The 18,088-nt window shown below is 70.5% G+C and carries 15 protein-coding genes and 4 tRNA genes; 11 read left to right on the top strand and 8 right to left on the bottom strand.

The window, feature by feature from the left end; translation table 11 throughout:
- Nucleotides 1–50: 50 nt before the first annotated feature.
- Nucleotides 51–146, bottom strand: coding sequence for a putative leader peptide (locus tag ABZW32_RS24285; RefSeq protein WP_356219173.1), 96 nt, complete (start codon nt 144–146; stop codon nt 51–53).
- 169 nt (nt 147–315) lie between these two features.
- Here ABZW32_RS24285 and purF point away from each other — a divergent pair, with 169 nt between their 5' ends.
- Both purF and purM read left to right on the top strand, forming a co-directional pair.
- Nucleotides 316–1,833: an amidophosphoribosyltransferase gene (gene purF, locus ABZW32_RS24280; protein ID WP_030225597.1), complete on the top strand. Its 1,518-nt coding sequence runs from the start codon at nt 316–318 to the stop codon at nt 1,831–1,833.
- 106 nt (nt 1,834–1,939) lie between these two features.
- On the top strand, nt 1,940–3,010 hold the full coding sequence (purM, locus tag ABZW32_RS24275; RefSeq protein WP_266840548.1) for a phosphoribosylformylglycinamidine cyclo-ligase: 1,071 nt from the start codon (nt 1,940–1,942) through the stop codon (nt 3,008–3,010).
- 102 nt (nt 3,011–3,112) lie between these two features.
- On the opposite strand, the gene ABZW32_RS24270 is transcribed toward purM, so the two are convergent.
- Nucleotides 3,113–3,376: a DUF3073 domain-containing protein gene (locus tag ABZW32_RS24270; protein ID WP_266575285.1), complete on the bottom strand. Its 264-nt coding sequence runs from the start codon at nt 3,374–3,376 to the stop codon at nt 3,113–3,115.
- 276 nt (nt 3,377–3,652) lie between these two features.
- Nucleotides 3,653–4,777, bottom strand: coding sequence for a Glu/Leu/Phe/Val dehydrogenase dimerization domain-containing protein (locus ABZW32_RS24265; RefSeq protein WP_356219169.1), 1,125 nt, complete (start codon nt 4,775–4,777; stop codon nt 3,653–3,655).
- Nucleotides 4,778–5,091: 314 nt separating this feature from the next.
- On the opposite strand from ABZW32_RS24265, the gene ABZW32_RS24260 reads away from it, so the two are divergent.
- The gene (locus ABZW32_RS24260; RefSeq protein WP_356219166.1) at nt 5,092–5,925 is read left to right on the top strand and encodes a hypothetical protein; all 834 of its coding nucleotides are present in this window, start codon (nt 5,092–5,094) and stop codon (nt 5,923–5,925) included.
- Between the two features lie 579 nt (nt 5,926–6,504).
- On the top strand, nt 6,505–6,711 hold the full coding sequence (gene bldC, locus ABZW32_RS24255; protein ID WP_003949541.1) for a developmental transcriptional regulator BldC: 207 nt from the start codon (nt 6,505–6,507) through the stop codon (nt 6,709–6,711).
- A gap of 615 nt (nt 6,712–7,326) precedes the next feature.
- On the opposite strand, the gene ABZW32_RS24250 is transcribed toward bldC, so the two are convergent.
- Together ABZW32_RS24250 and hrpA are read right to left on the bottom strand one after the other, a co-directional pair.
- Nucleotides 7,327–7,400: transfer RNA gene (locus tag ABZW32_RS24250), tRNA-Asp, on the bottom strand.
- Nucleotides 7,401–7,469: 69 nt separating this feature from the next.
- Entirely contained in the window at nt 7,470–11,393 is a 3,924-nt protein-coding gene (gene hrpA, locus ABZW32_RS24245; protein ID WP_356219164.1) for an ATP-dependent RNA helicase HrpA, read from the bottom strand.
- Between the two features lie 150 nt (nt 11,394–11,543).
- On the opposite strand from hrpA, the gene ABZW32_RS24240 reads away from it, so the two are divergent.
- From ABZW32_RS24240 to ABZW32_RS24230, 3 genes are read left to right on the top strand one after another with little or no spacing between them, the layout of a single operon-like run.
- Nucleotides 11,544–11,879 (top strand): hypothetical protein, encoded by a 336-nt coding sequence (locus ABZW32_RS24240; protein WP_356219161.1) that lies wholly within the window; start codon nt 11,544–11,546, stop codon nt 11,877–11,879.
- Nucleotides 11,880–11,934: 55 nt separating this feature from the next.
- A complete protein-coding gene (locus tag ABZW32_RS24235) occupies nt 11,935–12,681 on the top strand; it encodes a thioredoxin domain-containing protein (protein ID WP_356219159.1) in 747 nt (248 codons plus the stop codon).
- Complete coding sequence (locus tag ABZW32_RS24230) at nt 12,678–13,502, top strand: cytochrome c biogenesis CcdA family protein (RefSeq protein WP_356219156.1); 825 nt, start codon at nt 12,678–12,680, stop codon at nt 13,500–13,502. The genes ABZW32_RS24235 and ABZW32_RS24230 overlap by 4 nt, the downstream gene beginning before the upstream one ends.
- A gap of 40 nt (nt 13,503–13,542) precedes the next feature.
- Here ABZW32_RS24230 and ABZW32_RS24225 read toward each other — a convergent pair.
- The 3 genes from ABZW32_RS24225 to ABZW32_RS24215 form a co-directional block, all read right to left on the bottom strand.
- Nucleotides 13,543–13,616: transfer RNA gene (locus tag ABZW32_RS24225), tRNA-Phe, on the bottom strand.
- Nucleotides 13,617–13,638: 22 nt separating this feature from the next.
- A tRNA-Asp gene (locus ABZW32_RS24220) sits at nt 13,639–13,712 on the bottom strand.
- A gap of 38 nt (nt 13,713–13,750) precedes the next feature.
- Nucleotides 13,751–13,823, bottom strand: a tRNA-Glu gene (locus ABZW32_RS24215).
- A gap of 103 nt (nt 13,824–13,926) precedes the next feature.
- Between ABZW32_RS24215 and ABZW32_RS24210 the strand changes: the two genes are divergently transcribed.
- The 4 genes from ABZW32_RS24210 to ABZW32_RS24195 form a co-directional block, all read left to right on the top strand.
- The gene (locus ABZW32_RS24210; protein WP_030225620.1) at nt 13,927–14,277 is read left to right on the top strand and encodes a metallopeptidase family protein; all 351 of its coding nucleotides are present in this window, start codon (nt 13,927–13,929) and stop codon (nt 14,275–14,277) included.
- A gap of 26 nt (nt 14,278–14,303) precedes the next feature.
- The gene (locus tag ABZW32_RS24205; protein WP_356219221.1) at nt 14,304–14,795 is read left to right on the top strand and encodes a CrcB family protein; all 492 of its coding nucleotides are present in this window, start codon (nt 14,304–14,306) and stop codon (nt 14,793–14,795) included.
- Nucleotides 14,792–15,166, top strand: coding sequence for a CrcB family protein (locus ABZW32_RS24200; protein ID WP_356219153.1), 375 nt, complete (start codon nt 14,792–14,794; stop codon nt 15,164–15,166). The genes ABZW32_RS24205 and ABZW32_RS24200 overlap by 4 nt, the downstream gene beginning before the upstream one ends.
- Nucleotides 15,167–16,150: 984 nt before the next feature.
- The coding region (locus ABZW32_RS24195; protein ID WP_356219150.1) for a DEAD/DEAH box helicase at nt 16,151–18,088 on the top strand (1,938 nt) is incomplete at its 3' end.

Below are 18,088 nucleotides of genomic sequence, written 5' to 3'. Positions count from 1 at the left end.
ACGGGAAACGCCGCAAGAAGGCGGACGGCGCGCGTCAGCGCGCGGAGGAACTACGCGCAGCGACGACAGATGGCGCTCGCGACACGGACCAGGTCCACGTGCCGGCGCTCGACGAGGGTGACGGCTCGGTCACCGAAGGGCTGCATGAGCCGGAAGCCTGTACGAACGCACAGGTCCCTGTCAACCAGGGCATTCCGGATACCGAGACGCCGTGATCGATCACCCTCCGCACGGGTAACCGGACTGTCCGCACTGTGACTTTTCCCGGACGTCCCCAATTCGGACCAGTGGTCGATCTCGCCTACACTCGGGGACGTGCCTCGTGGTGATGGACGACTCAACCACGACCTGCTCCCCGGCGAAAAAGGCCCCCAGGACGCTTGCGGCGTCTTCGGTGTCTGGGCTCCGGGTGAAGAGGTCGCCAAGCTCACCTACTTCGGACTGTATGCACTGCAGCACCGCGGACAAGAGTCCGCGGGCATCGCTGTGAGCAACGGTTCCCAGATCCTCGTCTTCAAGGACATGGGCCTCGTTTCCCAGGTCTTCGACGAAACCTCCCTCGGTTCGCTCCAGGGTCATATCGCGGTCGGTCACGCCCGCTACTCGACCACCGGTGCTTCCGTCTGGGAGAACGCCCAACCGACCTTCCGCGCGACCGCCCACGGCTCCATTGCCCTGGGTCACAACGGCAACCTGGTGAACACCGCCGAGCTTGCCGAAATGGTCGCCGACCTCCCCCGTCAGGACGGCCGCGCCACCCAGGTGGCGGCCACCAACGACACCGACCTCGTCACCGCCCTCCTCGCCGGCCAGACCGACGACGACGGCAAGCCCCTGACCATCGAGGAGTCGGCCGCCAAGGTCCTCCCTCAGGTCAAGGGCGCCTTCTCGCTCGTCTTCATGGACGAGGGGACCCTCTACACCGCCCGTGACCCGCAGGGCATCCGCCCGCTGGTCCTCGGCCGCCTGGAGCGCGGCTGGGTGGTCGCCAGTGAGACCGCCGCCCTCGACATCTGCGGCGCCAGCTTCGTCCGCGAGGTCGAACCGGGCGAGCTCATCGCGATCGACGAGAACGGCCTGCGCACCTCGCGCTTCGCGGAAGCGAAGCCCAAGGGCTGTGTCTTCGAGTACGTCTACCTGGCGCGCCCGGACACCGACATCGCCGGCCGCAACGTCTACCTCTCGCGCGTCGAGATGGGCCGGCGCCTCGCCAAGGAAGCCCCGGTCGACGCCGACCTGGTGATAGCGACGCCGGAATCCGGCACGCCCGCCGCCGTCGGATACGCCGAAGCCAGCGGGATCCCGTACGGATCCGGCCTGGTCAAGAACGCCTACGTCGGCCGGACCTTCATCCAGCCCTCGCAGACGATCCGCCAGCTCGGCATCCGCCTCAAGCTCAACCCCCTCAAGGAAGTCATCCGGGGCAAGCGCCTGGTGGTCGTCGACGACTCGATCGTCCGCGGCAACACCCAGCGCGCGCTCGTGAAGATGCTCCGCGAGGCCGGTGCGGCCGAGGTCCACATCCGGATCTCCTCCCCGCCGGTGAAGTGGCCGTGCTTCTTCGGCATCGACTTCGCCACCCGGGCCGAGCTGATCGCCAACGGCATGACGGTCGACGAGATCGCCACCTCGCTGGGCGCGGACTCGCTCTCGTACATCTCGCTCGACGCGATGGTCGAGGCGACCACCATCCAGAAGCCCAACCTCTGCCGTGCCTGCTTCGACGGCGAGTACCCGATGGAGCTGCCCGACCCGCAGCTCCTGGGCAAGCAGCTCCTGGAGTCCGAGCTCGCGGGCGGTACCGACGCCGCCGACGCGCTCCGCCGCCCGTAGGCCGACGCTCCGCCCGGCCGGCTCAACCTGCGCTGGGCCCTGTCTTTGAGGCTTCTCCCAGGGCCCAGCACCACCCGCAGTAACGACACGAAAGCTCTCTCCTGTCATGACAGAGAAGACCACCGGTGCCAGCTACGCAGCCGCAGGCGTGGACATCGAAGCGGGCGACCGCGCCGTCGAGCTGATGAAGGAGTGGGTGAAGAAGACGCAGCGCCCCGAGGTCCTCGGCGGCCTCGGCGGCTTCGCCGGCCTCTTCGACGCCTCCGCCCTCAAGCGCTACGAGCGCCCGCTGCTGGCCTCGGCCACCGACGGGGTGGGCACCAAGGTCGACATCGCCCGCCAGATGGGCGTGTACGACACGATCGGCCACGACCTGGTCGCGATGGTCATGGACGACATCGTCGTCTGCGGCGCCGAGCCGCTCTTCATGACGGACTACATCTGCGTCGGCAAGGTGCACCCCGAGCGTGTCGCGGCCATCGTGAAGGGCATCGCCGAGGGCTGCGTCCTCGCCGGCTGCGCCCTGGTCGGCGGCGAGACCGCCGAGCACCCGGGCCTGCTGGGCCCGGACGACTTCGACGTGGCGGGCGCCGGCACCGGCGTCGTCGAGTACGACCGCCTGCTGGGCGCCGATCGCATCCGTACGGGGGACGCCGTCATCGCGATGGCTTCGTCCGGCCTTCACTCGAACGGGTACTCGCTCGTCCGCCACGTCCTCTTCGACCGGGCCGGGATGTCCCTGGACCAGCACGTGGAGGAGCTCGGCCGGACCCTCGGCGAGGAACTGCTGGAGCCGACCAAGATCTACTCGCTGGACTGCCTGGCGCTCACCCGCACGGCCGAGGTCCACGCCTACTCGCACATCACGGGCGGCGGCCTCGCGGCGAACCTGGCCCGGGTCATCCCGGACCACCTGCACGCCACGGTCGACCGCTCCACCTGGACCCCGGGTGCGGTCTTCGACCTGGTCGGCAAGGCCGGATCGGTCGAGCGGCTGGAGCTGGAGAAGACCCTGAACATGGGCGTCGGCATGATGGCCGTGGTCCCGCAGGAGTCGGTGGACGTGGCCCTGACCACCCTCGCGGACCGGGGCGTCGACGCCTGGGTCGCCGGCGAGATCCTCGACCGGGGCGACCACGCCGAGGGCGCGACCCTCACCGGCTCTTACGCGGTCTGAGCAGCACTGAAACCCGGTCCGGGGCAAAAGCCCTGGACCGGGTTTCAGTGTTCACGGGTGTTGGAGCCGCGGGCGGAACGCCCGGTGCAGGAATTCTGCGCGTCAAGCCCCGCGACGGTGCGCCGACGGACCGGACTCTTCGTCCTCGTCCTCGTCGTCATCGCTGTTGTACAGATCCGCGTACTTGGCGTACGGGTCGTCGTCGTCCAGATCGTCATCGACTTCGACCGGCGCGCTGATAGGCAGCGGCTCCGTCGGCGATGCGCCCAGCTCATTGGCCAGACGCGAGAGGTCAGTCCCGCCGCTGTTGTACTTCAGCTGGCGGGCGACCTTTGTCTGCTTGGCCTTGGCCCGGCCGCGCCCCATGGCTCGACCCCCTCGGTGACGGGGCTCGACGGCCCCAGAGTCTGACACGCGTTCATGGTTCGGAGCGGGCTCTCCGTGGAGAGACCGTCCGTAGGGGTTTAACGGTACCTGCTTCCGCGGCCATACGGTACGCCGCCCGCATGACACGCCTCGCCGCAGAACCAGCGGGGCACCCCGTACTCGCTGGTCAGCTGCGATTTTAACGCTTTCCTGGCCCACGACCCGCCGAAGTGCAGTGAGTTCCGTCTCGCCGCACCCCGGCGGGTCCCGCCGGACCTAGGCGGTGCGGGCCGCGGTGCGCGCGGCGAGCGCGTCGGCCATCCGCTGCTCGGCGATCCGGTCGGCCGCGGCGGCCGGCGGAATCCCGTCCGCCTTCGCACGTGCGAATATGGCCAGCGTGGTGTCGAAGATCTTCGTCGCCTTGGCCTTGCACCGGTCGAAGTCGAAGCCGTGCAGCTCGTCGGCGACCTGGATGACACCGCCCGCGTTGACCACGTAGTCCGGCGCGTAGAGGATCCCGCGGTCGGCGAGGTCCTTCTCGACGCCCGGGTGGGCGAGCTGGTTGTTGGCCGCGCCGCAGACGACGGTCGCGGTCAGCACCGGGACGGAGTCGTCGTTCAGCGCACCGCCGAGCGCGCAGGGGGCGTAGATGTCCAGGCCCTCCGTGCGGATCAGCGCCTCGGTGTCGGCGACCGCCGTGACCGCGCCGCCGGGGTGCTTGTCGAGGATCTCGCGCACGGACTCCTCGCGGACGTCCGTGATCACGACCTCCGCGCCGTCCGCGAGCAGGTGCTCCACCAGGTGGCGGCCGACCTTGCCGACGCCGGCGACGCCGACCTTGCGGCCGCGCAGCGTCGGGTCGCCCCACAGGTGCTGGGCACTGGCGCGCATGCCCTGGAAGACGCCGAAGGCGGTGAGCACCGAGGAGTCGCCGGCGCCGCCGTTCTCGGGGGAGCGGCCGGTGGCCCAGCGGGTCTCGCGGGCCACGACGTCCATGTCGGCGACGTACGTGCCGACGTCGCAGGCGGTGACGTAGCGACCGCCGAGGGACTCCACGAACCGGCCGTAGGCCAGCAGCAGTTCCTCGCTCTTGAGCACCGACGGGTCGCCGATGATCACGGCCTTGCCGCCGCCGAGGTCGAGACCGGCGAGGGCGTTCTTGTACGACATGCCGCGCGAGAGGTTGAGCGCGTCCCGGACGGCCTCCTCGTCGGAGGCGTACGCGTGGAACCGCGTGCCGCCGAGGGCGGGGCCCAGGGCGGTGGAGTGGATGGCGATGACGGCCTTGAGGCCTGAGGCTCGGTCCTGGCACAGCACGACTTGCTCGTGGCCGCCCTGTTCGCTGCGGAACAGGGTGTGCAGGACGCCGTCGGTCATTTCGGTCACGGTGGTGACTCCCATGGAAGAGATGCGGCGGAAAGGACGCCCGCCCTGCGGGTGGGGGAGGGCGCACTGGGAGCAGAGTAAGACCTGCGGCGCGCCGGGGCGGCCCCTGTCCGGGGATCGGAACACTCCCGTGTGACCGGCCCCGCCCCGAGGCCCTCATCCGCAGCGAGCACCGGGCGGGTGAACCGAAGGGGCGCGCCGGGGGAACAGGTCCGAGCGCGCGGAGGAAACCGCGAGGAACGAGCGGTTTTCGAGCACGCACGGACCTGTTCCCCCGGCATCGGCGCCCCGGAGGTGAACCGAGCCTGAAAAGAGGGGAGTACGAGAGCGTGAACGATTCCCCCCGCCCCGCGCCGGTCGTCCCGTACGCCTCCTACCTGCGCGTCTACGAGCCCTTGGCGGCCTTCCCGGAGCCGGAGCGGACCCACTGGGCGGACTACGCCCGGCGCGGGACCGCCCCGACGGCCCAGGACGAACTGCGCCGGTCCCTCTCCGATCTGGTGCGCGTGCCCGTGGTGGGGGTCCCGGCGCACGAGAGCGCGGACGCCTTCACGACGGACCTGGACGGGTCGCTGCTGGTCTGCCCCTGGCGGACCCGGCTGCGCGGCTGGCTGGCGCTGCGGGAGCTGGCGGATTCCTTCCCCCCGCCGGTCCTCGACGCGGCCCTTCCGGCGGAGACCCGCCGCCGGGCCGTCGAGGAGTACGAGGCGTGGCGCGAGCGGAACCCGGACGCGCGCCCGTGGATCCGCACGGGGGTGTGGCAGGTGCCGCTGCGCTGGTTCGTACTGGTGGCGGACGAGGAGCGGGAGTACCTGCCGGGCGAACGGCTGCGCTACCGGACGCCGATGGTGCAGGCCCGGCGGCGCCTGGCCCGGGGGCTGCGGACGCTGCGGCAGGCGGAGGGGTACGGGCCGCTGGCCGAGGGGCTGGTGGAGGTCGGCAGCTGGCTGGAGGAGTTCCACCCGCGGTCGATGGTCGAACTGGACTACGGCGGGCTGCTGCACGCGTTGCCCGCTGACGATCTGGCGGGGGACCGGTCGGCCCGCGATCTGGCGGAGGGGATCGCGGCGTTGCGGGCGGGGGACCTCGACGGGGCGTCGCAGGTGTACGTCGAATTGGCACTGCGCTGGCGAAAGGTGCGGGAGAGACTGTTCGCGAACTGACGGATGAGGCATCGTGTGACGGTGGCCGCACCCCCTTTCGGACGCGGTGCGTATCGCCCGTATCGGTAGTCATCGGTCGATCGGGCACAAGTGGCTGATCAGAGGCTTGATCACCACATTAGGGTCTTAGTTCCAGGACCTACGTCCTGATACGGGCCATTGGCCCAAGCGTGACGGAACGCACTATCTACACCCTTGCGCCCTTCCCCTACCCTCGTGCCAAAATAGGACAAGGAGTCCGGGGAGGGTTCCTTCCGCCCAACTAAGGGCGGAATGCTCGGTATTGCACTCTATGGGGGGTCTGACGACTCCTGATCGCTCTGTGACTGATCGTCACAGTGGGGTGACTGTCCGTTATGGGGCGGTCCATCGGCTTCCGCCGCTGATGAACACCTCGGAGGGCAATTCCATCGGTTTGGCCCTTGGGGCTGGACGGATGGTGTAGTTGTAGTGCCGAGGACAAGCCGTTCGTCCTATAACCGACTCGGCCTGCGTATGTCCATTTCGGGCAACGCGGGCCAAGGTGCAGAATTTAGAGGAAAGAACCGAGATGGTTCGGTTCTCCCGAGGAGGCCGCTCATGACCGCTCGCACCCCTGATGCCGAGCCGCTGCTGACCCCGGCTGAGGTTGCCACGATGTTCCGCGTGGACCCGAAGACGGTCACCCGCTGGGCCAAGGCTGGCAAGCTCACGTCCATCCGCACCCTGGGTGGACACCGCCGTTACCGCGAGGCCGAGGTTCGCGCACTGCTCGCGGGAATTCCGCAGCAGCGCAGCGAGGCCTGAGGTCCCGCAGCACCACTGCTTTAAACGGGTTCGTATCGGGTCCCCCAATCCGATGAAACCCACAAGGCTTCATACGGTGGAGCTTGCCCCAACAGGCCACACCGTCGATCGCGCTGGACTCCGCCGGGTCCAGCGCGATCTTTTTTATGCCCGGAGGAGGGGTGTCGTCCGGCGGCTGCTGGGGGGCCGGCGGGATGGGTGCCATTGCACATATTAAATCGAGCGGGCGTAGGAGTCCGATAAACGTGCGGGTCTCAAAAACTCGTGTGGTGACTCCCGTCACAGCTGATAACTCTTGTACATCCGGCAATGCACCCCGTAAGGGGATCTCCGGTGCAGAGCGACTCACGCGGACGGGGGAATTTGCCCTCCCGGGTGACAGGTGTAGCCCGAGCCGCTGGAAGCCCTCTGGAGGCTCCGTCGGGCCGGGAGGGGAGTGTGAGGCGGCGCGGGGCTCCCGGTGACCGCTGAGGGGCCCTCAGGGCCGTCCGGGGTCGCCGCGCGACCGGCTGGGTGATCATGTGGACACGGGGGGTGCTCCGGTGTCCTGCGAGGTCGGCCCGGAAACGCGTCAGGGCCCGTATCCCTTGCGGGATACGGGCCCTGACGTTTCTGCGAACCTGACGGGACTTGAACCCGCGACCTCCACCTTGACAGGGTGGCGAGCTAACCAACTGCTCCACAGGTCCTCGATCGCGGCCGATTTCCCGGCTGCGAATGACACTGTACAGCAGGTCAGGGGGTGCGGTCGAACCCGATCACGGGGCGAGGGCGTCGACCGCCTTCACGATGCGTTTGTCGGAGATCGGGTAGGCCGTTCCGAGCGCGTGGGCGAAGTAGCTGACCCGCAGTTCCTCGATCATCCAGCGGATCTCGGTGACCGCCTCCGGCACCGGGCGGCCCTTCGGCAGCTGCTCCAGCAGCCACAGGTACTCGTCCCGCATCTCGTGGACCTTCTCCATGCGCGTGGTGTCGCGCTGGGCGCCCGTCGGCATCTGCTGGAGCCGCCGGTCGGCCGCCACCAGGTACCGCATCAGGTCCGGCAGCCGGCGCAGGCCCGCGAGGGTCACGAAGCCGGCCGGCACCAGGGCCGCCAGCTGCGCCCTCACGTCCGCGACGTTCGCCATCAGGGCCAGGCTGTTGGTCGCCTTCAGCCGCCGCTCGCACGCCTGCCAGGCGGCGAGCACCTGCTGCACCTGGGCGACGGTCCGTACGGTCGTGTCCACCAGGTCGGCCCGCACCGCGTCGTAGAGCTTCCGGAAGCCCGCCTCGTCCCAGGCCGGCCCGCCGTGGTCGGCGATCAGCCGGTCGGCCGCCGCCGTGGCGCAGTCGTCGAACAGCGCCTGGATGGAGCCGTGCGGGTTGCGGGACAGGGCCAGCTTCTGCTGGTTGGTGAGCTTGTCCGAGGCGAACTTCGCCGGGTTCACCGGGATGTTGAGGAGGATCAGCCTCCGGGTGCCCAGCCACATGGCCTGCTGCTGCTCGGCCTCGGTGTCGAAGAGCCGTACGCAGACGCTCGTCCCCGCGTCCACCAGCGCCGGATACGCCTTCACCGGCTGGCCCGCCCGCCGGGTCTCGAACACCCGGGTCAGGGTGCCGATCGTCCAGTCGGTCAGCCCGGAGCGCTCCAGCGACTCCCCGCCCGCCCGCTCGGCGGTGGCCGCCGCGGCCTTGGACAGGGCCTGGCGGGCCTTGGGCTTCAGCGAGAGCCGCAGGGCCTCCAGGTCCTTGTCCTCGGCGAGCTTCTTGCGCCGCTCGTCGATGATCCGGAAGGTGATCTTCAGGTGGTCCGGGATCCGGGACAGGTCGAAGTCGTCGGCCGAGACCGGCACCCCGACCATCCGGTGCAGCTCCCGCGCCAGCGTCACGTGCAGCGGCTCCTGCAGGGGGACGGCCGTGTCCAGGAAGCGGGTCGCGAAGTTCGGCGCCGGTACGTAGTGCCGGCGGATCGGCTTCGGCAGCGAGCGGATCAGCTCGGTGACGACCTCCTCGCGCAGACCCGGGATCTGCCAGTCGAAGCCCTCGTCCGTGACCTGGTTCAGCACCTGGAGCGGGATGTGGACGGTCACGCCGTCCGCGTCCGCGCCCGGCTCGAACTGGTAGGTCACCCGGAACTTCAGCCGGCCCTGCTGCCAGCTGTCCGGGTAGTCGGCCTTGGTGACCCCGGCCGCCTTCTCCGTGAGCAGCATCTCGCGCTCGAAGTCGAGGAGTTCGGGCTCCTCGCGCTTCTTGTGCTTCCACCAGGAGTCGAAGTGCGCCCCCGAGACCACGTGCTCCGGGATGCGCTGGTCGTAGAAGTCGAACAGGGTCTCGTCGTCGACCACGATGTCGCGGCGCCGCGCCCGGTTCTCCAGCTCCTCCACCTCGGTGAGGAGCTTGCGGTTGTCGGCGTAGAACTTGTGGTGCGTGCGCCAGTCGCCCTCGACCAGCGCGTTGCGGATGAACAGCTCCCGCGAGACCTCGGGGTCGATGCGGCCGTAGTTGATCTTCCGCTGGGCGACGATCGGCACCCCGTACAGGGTCACCTTCTCGTACGCCATCACCGCCGCCTGGTCCTTCTCCCAGTGCGGCTCGCTGTACGTGCGCTTGATCAGGTGCTGCGCGAGCGGCTCCACCCACTCGGGCTCCACCTTCGCGTTCACCCGCGCCCACAGCCGCGAGGTCTCGACCAGCTCCGCCGACATCAGGAACTTCGGCTGCTTCTTGAAGAGGGAGGAGCCCGGGAAGATCGCGAACTTGGCCGAGCGGGCGCCCAGGTACTCGTTCTTGTCGGTGTCCTTCAGGCCGATGTGCGACAGCAGGCCGGCCAGCAGCGAGATGTGGATGTTCGTCTCGGGGGCGTCCGCCTCGTTGACGTGGATCCCCATCGTCTTGGCGACCGTACGCAGCTGCGAGTAGATGTCCTGCCATTCGCGGATGCGCAGGAAGTTCAGGTACTCCTGCTTGCACATCCGGCGGAAGGACGACGAGCCGCGCTCCTTCTGCTGCTCGCGGACGTAGCGCCAGATGTTCAGGAACGAGAGGAAGTCGCTCGTCTCGTCCTTGAAGCGGGCGTGGTTCTGGTCCGCCTGCGTCTGCTTGTCCGAGGGCCGCTCGCGCGGGTCCTGGATCGACAGCGCCGCCGCGATCACCATGACCTCGCGGACGCAGTTGTTCTTGTCCGCCTCCACCACCATCCGCGCCAGCCGCGGGTCCACGGGCAGCTGGGACAGCTGGCGGCCCATCGGGGTGAGCCGCTTCTTGTGGTCCTTCTCGGCCGGGTCCAGCGCGCCCAGCTCCTGGAGCAGCTGCACGCCGTCCCGGATGTTGCGGTGGTCCGGCGGGTCGATGAAGGGGAACTTCTCGATCTCGCCCAGGCCCGCCGCGGTCATCTGGAGGATGACGGAGGCCAGGTTGGTGCGCAGGATCTCGGCGTCCGTGAACTCCGGACGGGCGTCGAAGTCGGCCTCGGAGTAGAGCCGGACGCAGATGCCGTCGCTGGTACGGCCGCAGCGGCCCTTGCGCTGGTTGGCACTGGCCTGCGAGATCCGCTCGATGGGCAGCCGCTGCACCTTGGTGCGGTGGCTGTAGCGCGAGATGCGGGCCGTGCCCGGGTCGATCACGTACTTGATGCCGGGGACCGTCAGGGAGGTCTCCGCGACGTTCGTCGCCAGGACGATCCGCCGGCCCGTGTGCTGCTGGAACACCCGGTGCTGCTCGGCGTGCGAGAGACGGGCGTAGAGGGGGAGCACCTCGGTGAAGCGGAGCTTGCGCTTCTCCAGCGCGTCCGCCGTGTCCCGGATCTCGCGCTCGCCCGAGAGGAACACCAGGATGTCGCCCGGCCCCTCCCCCTGGAGCTCGTCGACGGCCTCGCAGATCGCGGTGATCTGGTCGCGGTCGGCGTCCTCGGAGTCCTCCTCCAGCAGCGGCCGGTAGCGGACCTCCACCGGATACGTCCGCCCGCTGACCTCGACGATCGGCGCGTCCCCGAAGTGCCGGGAGAACCGCTCGGGGTCGATGGTCGCCGAGGTGATGACGACCTTCAGATCGGGGCGCTTGGGCAGCAGCGTCGCCAGGTAACCGAGCAGGAAGTCGATGTTCAGGGACCGCTCGTGCGCCTCGTCGATGATGATCGTGTCGTAGGCGCGCAGCTCGCGGTCCGTCTGGATCTCGGCGAGCAGGATGCCGTCCGTCATCAGCTTCACGAAGGTCGCGTCCTGGTCCACCTGGTCGGTGAACCGGACCTTCCAGCCGACCGTCTGGCCGATCTCGGACCTCAGCTCCTCCGCGATCCGCTCCGCCACCGTACGGGCGGCGATCCGGCGGGGCTGGGTGTGCCCGATCATGCCCCGGACACCGCGCCCCAGCTCCATGCAGATCTTGGGGATCTGCGTGGTCTTGCCGGAGCCGGTCTCGCCCGCGACGATCACGACCTGGTGGTCGCGTATCGCCTCGGCGATCTCGTCCTTCTTCTGGCTGACGGGCAGGTTCTCGGGATACGTGACCTCCGGCATCCGCGAGGCACGGCCGGCCAGTCGCTCGGCGGCCTTGGTGGCCTCCGCGGCGATCTCGTCGAGCACGGCCTGCTTGGCCTCGGGCTTGCGGATGCGGCGGGCGCCTTCGAGGCGGCGGCCGAGGCGGTGCGCGTCACGGAGGGAGATCTCACCGAGAAGCGTCTGCAGGGCGGCGAAGGAAGTAGACATACCTGGTCGAGGATCTCACCTGGGCCCGGCGGGTGGCGAACGCATTTGTGCCCCTCCCCGTACCATTTCGGGACGAGTCCCCCCGTTTGCGCAAGTGAGAGGCAGCCCACTGTGTCCCGCCGCCGTCGTGTGTGGTGCCTCCTGGCAGCCGTGCTCGCGACGCTGCTGGCCACCGTGGCCCCCACCGCGTCGGCCGCCCCGGCCCAGGTCACCGCGCCCCGGGCCACCCCGGCCCAGGCGGCTCCGGCCTTCGCACCGGCCGCGGGGGCGCAGGAGCAGGGGCCGCGCTGTGCGCCCGACGGCCCCGACCACGGCGGCGTCCCCGCCGTTCCGCCGCGCACCGGGGGCGAGCACGCGCAGCTCCCGGTCGCCGGGGTCGTGCCCGGGGAGGCCGGCCCGCGCGGTACGGCGCCCCTGCGGGTCCTCGTACGCGGGCCGGACCGGCCGGCGCCCGGCCCCGTGGAGCTGTCGGTGCTGCGGGTGTAAGGGGAGCGGTCACCACCGGTCCCCCTCACCCCTTCCGCCCCTCAGGAGCACCCGTATGTCCTCTTCCACCCGCAAGCCCGCCTCCCGCAAACGCGCCTCCCGCACGCCCCTGCTGGTCTGCGCCGGGGTCGCCGTCGCCGCGATCACCCTCGGACTCGTCTCCTGGCAGGCCTCGGGCCCCCGGGACGAGTCCCGCGACACCGCCTCCGCCGCCGGCTCCACCCCCCGCGCCGAGGACCCCCTGGCCGAGCTCAAGGCCCTGGCCCGCCGCGAGGCCGGCGACAAGCTGGCACTGGGCCGCCCCGACGCGCCCGTCGTCCTCATCGAGTACTCCGACTTCAAGTGCGGCTACTGCGGCAAGTTCGCCCGGGACACCGAGCCCGCCCTGGTGAAGAAGTACGTCGACGCCGGAACCCTGCGCATCGAGTGGCGCAACTTCCCGATCTTCGGCGCCGACTCCGAGGCCGCCGCCAAGGCCGCCTGGGCAGCCGGACAGCAGGACCGCTTCGCGGCCTTCCACGCCGCCGCGTACGCCGACGGCGCCAAGGAGAAGGGCTTCGGCGAGGAACGGCTCGTCGAGCTGGCCCGCGAGGCCGGGGTCCCCGACCTGGAACGCTTCCGGCAGGACATGGCCGGACCGCAGGCCGCCGAGGCGCTGCGCAGGGACCAGGAGGAGGGCTACCGCATCGGCGTGAGCTCCACCCCCTCCTTCCTGGTCGGCGGGCAGCCCCTGGCCGGCGCCCAGCCCCTCGCCGCCTTCGAGGCCGCCATCAGCCGGGCGGCCGCGGCGGCGGGCAAGTGAACGGCATCGGATACCTGGCCGCCCTGCTGGGCGGCCTCCTCGCCCTGCTGAGCCCGTGCAGCGCCCTGCTGCTGCCCGCCTTCTTCGCCTACTCGATCGACTCCACCTCCCGGCTCCTGGCCCGCACCGGGATCTTCTACGCCGGCCTCGCGAGCACCCTCGTACCGCTGGGCGCGGCGGGCTCGTACGCGGGCCGGTTCTTCCACGGCCACCGCGAGGGGCTCGTCCTCTTCGGCGGGTGGCTGATCATCGCGCTCGGTCTCGCGCAGATCCTCGGTCTGGGCTTCTCCTCCCGCCGGATCTCCGAGCTGTCCGGGCGGATCCGGCCGGTCACCGCGCTGTCCGTGTACGCGCTGGGCGCCGTCTACGGGCTGGCCGGCTTCTGCGCCGGTCCGATCCTGGGCAGCGTCCTGACGGTGGCGGCGGTCAGCGGCAGTCCGGTCTACGGCGGCCTGCTGCTGGCGGTGTACGCGCTGGGCATGGCCGTGCCCCTGTTCCTGCTGGCCCTGCTCTGGGAGCGCTTCGACCTGGGCCGCCGGCGCTGGCTGCGCGGCCGGACCCTGCGGCTGGGCCGGCTCCGGCTGCACTCGACCTCGCTGCTGTCCGGCCTGTTCTTCATCACCCTGGGCGCCCTGTTCCTGGCCTTCGACGGGGCGAGCGCCCTGCCCGGGCTGCTGGACGTGGACGATTCGTACGCCGTGGAGGAGCGGGTGCGCTCCGTCGCGGACGCGGTGCCGGACTGGGCGCTGCTGGGCCTGATCGCCGCGGGTGCCGTGGCGGTCGGGCTGGTGCGCTGGCGCCGGACGCAGCGGGAGGGGTGAACGCGAAAGGCCCCGTCCGATGGACGGGGCCTTCCTTTTGTGGCTGGGGCCGGGGTCGAACCGGCGACCTATCGCTTTTCAGGCGATCGCTCGTACCAACTGAGCTACCCAGCCACGAGACTGTTTCCAGCCTCAGCGAACCTGACGGGACTTGAACCCGCGACCTCCACCTTGACAGGGTGGCGAGCTAACCAACTGCTCCACAGGTCCTTGCATTGTGCGAGAACAAGTCTCGCACATGTACTGCGTACCCCCAACGGGATTCGAACCCGTGCTACCGCCTTGAAAGGGCGGCGTCCTGGGCCACTAGACGATGAGGGCTAAAGACCCACCGGGCACTTTCCAGCGCGTCGGGGACGTGAGAAGCATATGGGATCGGGGGAGCTATCGCCAAAACGGTTTCCCCCGGGGCGACAATGGCCGAGTGCTGGAGATGACGCGCGAGGAGTTCGAGGAGCTCGTCGCAGAGGCCCTGGACCGCATCCCGCCTGAGCTCACGCGGCTGATGGACAACGTCGCGGTGTTCGTCGAGGACGAGCCCCCGGCGGACGATCCCGAGCTGCTCGGCCTCTACGAGGGGACCCCGCTCACGGAGCGCGGCGAGTGGTACGCCGGCGTACTGCCGGACCGCATCACCATCTACCGGAACCCCACGTTGCGGATGTGCGAGGACCGGGAGAGCGTGGTCGCCGAGACGGAGGTGACGGTGGTGCACGAGATCGCCCATCACTTCGGGATCGACGACGAACGCCTGCACGCGCTGGGCTACGGGTGACCCGCCCCGTGGCGGGCGGCGAGGCGATCGACCCCGATGTCGACCTCCACGTCCCCGCCCAGCGGGCCGAACCGCAGGGCCGGGTGCTGGCGGCGATCGCGGCGGGCGGCGCCCTGGGGGCCTCGGCGCGCTTCGGGGTGGGCCTGCTGTGGCCGACCGGGCCCGGGGCGTTCCCCTGGGCCACCTTCTGGATCAACGTCTCGGGCTGCGCGCTGATCGGCGTGCTGATGGTGCTGATCAGCGAGGGCGGGCGCAGCGCGCCCCATCCGCTGGTGCGGCCGTTCGTCGGCGTCGGGATCCTCGGCGGGTTCACCACCTTCTCGACGTACGCCGTCGAGTTCTCCGGACTGCTGGACGCGGGGCGGGCGCAGGCCGCGCTGGCGTACGCCGGGCTCACGGTGGCCGCCGCGCTGGGCGCCGTCTGGGCGGCGGCCTCGGCGACCCGGCTCGCGGTGCGGCTCGCGGCGGCGCCCGTGGCGGACGGGCCGGACCGGCCGGCCGGACGGGGGCGCGGGTGAACTGGCTGCTGGTGGTGGCCGGCGCGGTGGTCGGGGCGCCGCTGCGCTACCTGACCGACCGGGCGGTCCAGTCCCGGCACGACTCCGTCTTCCCGTGGGGGACCTTCGTGGTCAACGCGGCCGCCTGCCTGCTGCTGGGGGCGCTGACGGGGGCGGTGCTGGCGGGGGCAGGATCCTCGGGGGTGATGCTGCTGCTCGGGACGGGCCTGTGCGGGGCGCTGAGCACGTACTCGACCTTCTCCTACGAGACGCTGCGGCTGGCGGAGCGCGGCTGGAAGTTCCTGGCCGTCGCGAACGTCGTGGGATCGGTGCTGGTCGGGCTCGGTGCCGTGCACCTGGGGTCGCAGGTGGCCCGGCAGCTGTTCGCGTAAGGGGCGTGTCTCTTACGGGGTAAAGGGAGTTGGGCACATTGACCCGCCCAACGCGGACCCCGTCCAGTGTCCCGGAGGTGCCCCCGTGCGCCCTTTGCCGCGCCCCATGTCCGCATCCCTGAGACTCGCCGTCTCCGTGCTCGCCGTCGCGGCGACGGCAGGCTGCATGAGCGTCGGCGAGGAGGCCGCCAAGCCGGGTCCCGCGGCCTCCGTGGGCGGCAAGGACACGGCCGGGGCGAGCGCCGGCCAGGTCGGCCACGGCTCCGGGATCCATGGCAACGGCCATGGCGTGAAGGAGGGTACGGGGAACCAGGACGGCAGGTCCGGTGAGCCCGGGAAGGCCTCCGGCGCGACCGGGGCCTCCCCCGGCCCGGGTGCCCCCGCGAAACCGGGGCTGCCCTCGCCGTCGGCCGGACCGGGGGGCGGGGCGGGCGGGCAGGGCGGGCCGGTGCCGTCCGGCGGCGGTTCGGGCTCCGGCTCCGGATCGGGCGGTTCGGGCTCCGGCGGCTCGGGTTCGGGGTCGGGGTCAGGCTCGGGTTCCGGCTCCGGAGGCTCAGGTTCCGGTTCGGGGTCCGGATCCGGCGGGAGCGGAGGGTCGACGACCACCCCGCCCGTGGTGGAACCCACCCCTCCTGTGACGCACCCCACGCCGCCGGAGACCGGTCCGCCGACCCCGCCGACGTCCGAACCGACCACCGGAACGGCCTAGCGCGCAGGGGGTCCCGCCCGGTCGGGCCGGGCCACCCGGAATGCACACCCTGGGCATCGTCGCAGGTCAGAGGCCATTCGCATGGAGCGACTTGCCAGACCCCCAGGAGGGTGCGTATGGTTATAGATCGTTTGATCCCATTGCCCGGCGCCGAATCCGAAGAGCGCCGTGTGGCGCGTACTCTCCCTAGCCGTGGCTGACCGCATTGAGGCGGTCGATTTGCGATTCACGGAGTTTGGGCGCGTGCCGAGACTCCGGAAGGTTTCGCATTTCGCATGTCCATTTCCAGTTCTGACCGTTCCGTCATGCCCGAGAACGACACCAACGAGATCGTCGACGCCGAGACCCTCGCGGTCACCGAGGCCATGGAGGCCATCGAGGCGGACGAGATCATCGAGGCCCTCGAGGCCGACGTGACCGGCGACACCGCCGACTCCGCCGACGAGGCCGGCGACGCCGAGCCCACCGTCACCTTCGCGGACCTCGGTCTGCCCGAGGGCGTCGTGCGCAAGCTCGCCCAGAACGGTGTCACCACCCCGTTCCCGATCCAGGCCGCGACCATCCCGGACGCCCTGGCCGGCAAGGACATCCTCGGCCGCGGTCGTACCGGCTCCGGCAAGACCCTCTCCTTCGGTCTGCCCACCCTGGCCCGCCTGGCCGGTGGCTTCACCGAGAAGAAGAAGCCCCGCGCGATCATCCTCACCCCGACCCGTGAGCTCGCGATGCAGGTCGCGGACGCCCTCCAGCCCTACGGCGACGTCCTCGGCCTGAAGATGAAGGTCGTCTGCGGCGGTACCTCCATGGGCAACCAGATCTACGCCCTGGAGCGCGGCGTCGACGTCCTCGTCGCCACCCCGGGCCGCCTGCGCGACATCATCAACCGCGGCGCCTGCTCCCTGGAGAACGTCGAGGTGGCCGTCCTCGACGAGGCCGACCAGATGGCCGACCTGGGCTTCCTGCCCGAGGTCACCGAGCTGCTCGACCAGATCCCCGGCGGCGGCCAGCGCATGCTCTTCTCCGCCACCATGGAGAACGAGATCGGCACCCTGGTCAAGCGCTACCTGTCCAACCCCGTCACGCACGAGGTCGACAGCGCCCAGGGCAACGTCTCGACCATGACCCACCACGTCCTCGTCGTGAAGCCGAAGGACAAGGCGCCGGTCACGGCCGCCATCGCCGCCCGCAAGGGCCGCACCATCATCTTCGTCCGCACCCAGCTGGGCGCCGACCGCATCGCCGAGCAGCTCATCGAGGCCGGCGTGAAGGCCGACGCGCTGCACGGCGGCATGACGCAGGGCGCCCGTACCCGCGTCCTCGCCGACTTCAAGGACGGCTACGTCAACGCGCTCGTCGCCACCGACGTCGCCGCCCGCGGCATCCACGTCGACGGCATCGACCTGGTCCTCAACGTGGACCCGGCCGGCGACCACAAGGACTACCTGCACCGCTCGGGCCGTACCGCCCGCGCCGGCAAGTCGGGCGTCGTGGTCTCCCTGGCCCTGCCGCACCAGCGCCGCCAGATCTTCCGCCTGATGGAGGACGCGGGCGTCGACGCCTCGCGCCACATCGTCCAGGGCGTCGGCGCGTTCGACCCCGAGGTCGCCGAGATCACCGGTGCGCGCTCGCTCACCCAGGTCCAGGCCGACTCCGCGAACAACGCCGCCAAGCAGGCCGAGCGCGAGGTCGCCGACCTCACCAAGCAGCTGGAGCGCCTGACCCGCCGCGCCGCGGAGCTGCGCGAGGAGGCCGACCGCCTCGTCGCCCGTTCCGCCCGCGAGCGCGGTGAGGACCCGGAGGCCGCCGTCGCCGAGGTCGTCGAGGCCGCCGAGGCCGAGGTCGCGGCAGCCGTCGCCGCCGTGGCCGAGCCCGTCGCCCAGGAGCGCACCTTCGAGCGCCGTGACGACCGCGGCAACTACGAGCGCCGCGACAACCGCCGTGACGACCGTGGTGGCGACCGTGGCGGCTTCCGCCGCGATGACCGTCCGTCGGGTGGTTTCCGTTCCGGTGGTGACCGTCGTGACGACAACCGTGGTGGCGGCTTCCGTCGCGACGACCGTCCGTCCGGTGGCTTCAACCGTGACGACCGTGGTGGCGACCGTGGCGGCTTCCGCCGTGACGACCGTCCGTCGGGTGGTTTCCGTTCCGGTGGTGACCGTCGTGACGACAACCGTGGTGGCGGCTTCCGTCGCGACGACCGTCCGTCCGGTGGCTTC

Source organism: Streptomyces sp. NPDC004667 (assembly GCF_040609475.1).
Taxonomy (GTDB): Bacteria; Actinomycetota; Actinomycetes; order Streptomycetales; family Streptomycetaceae; genus Streptomyces.
Note: the sequence above shows the minus strand (reverse complement) of the source record. Positions and strands in the feature narration are given on the sequence as shown.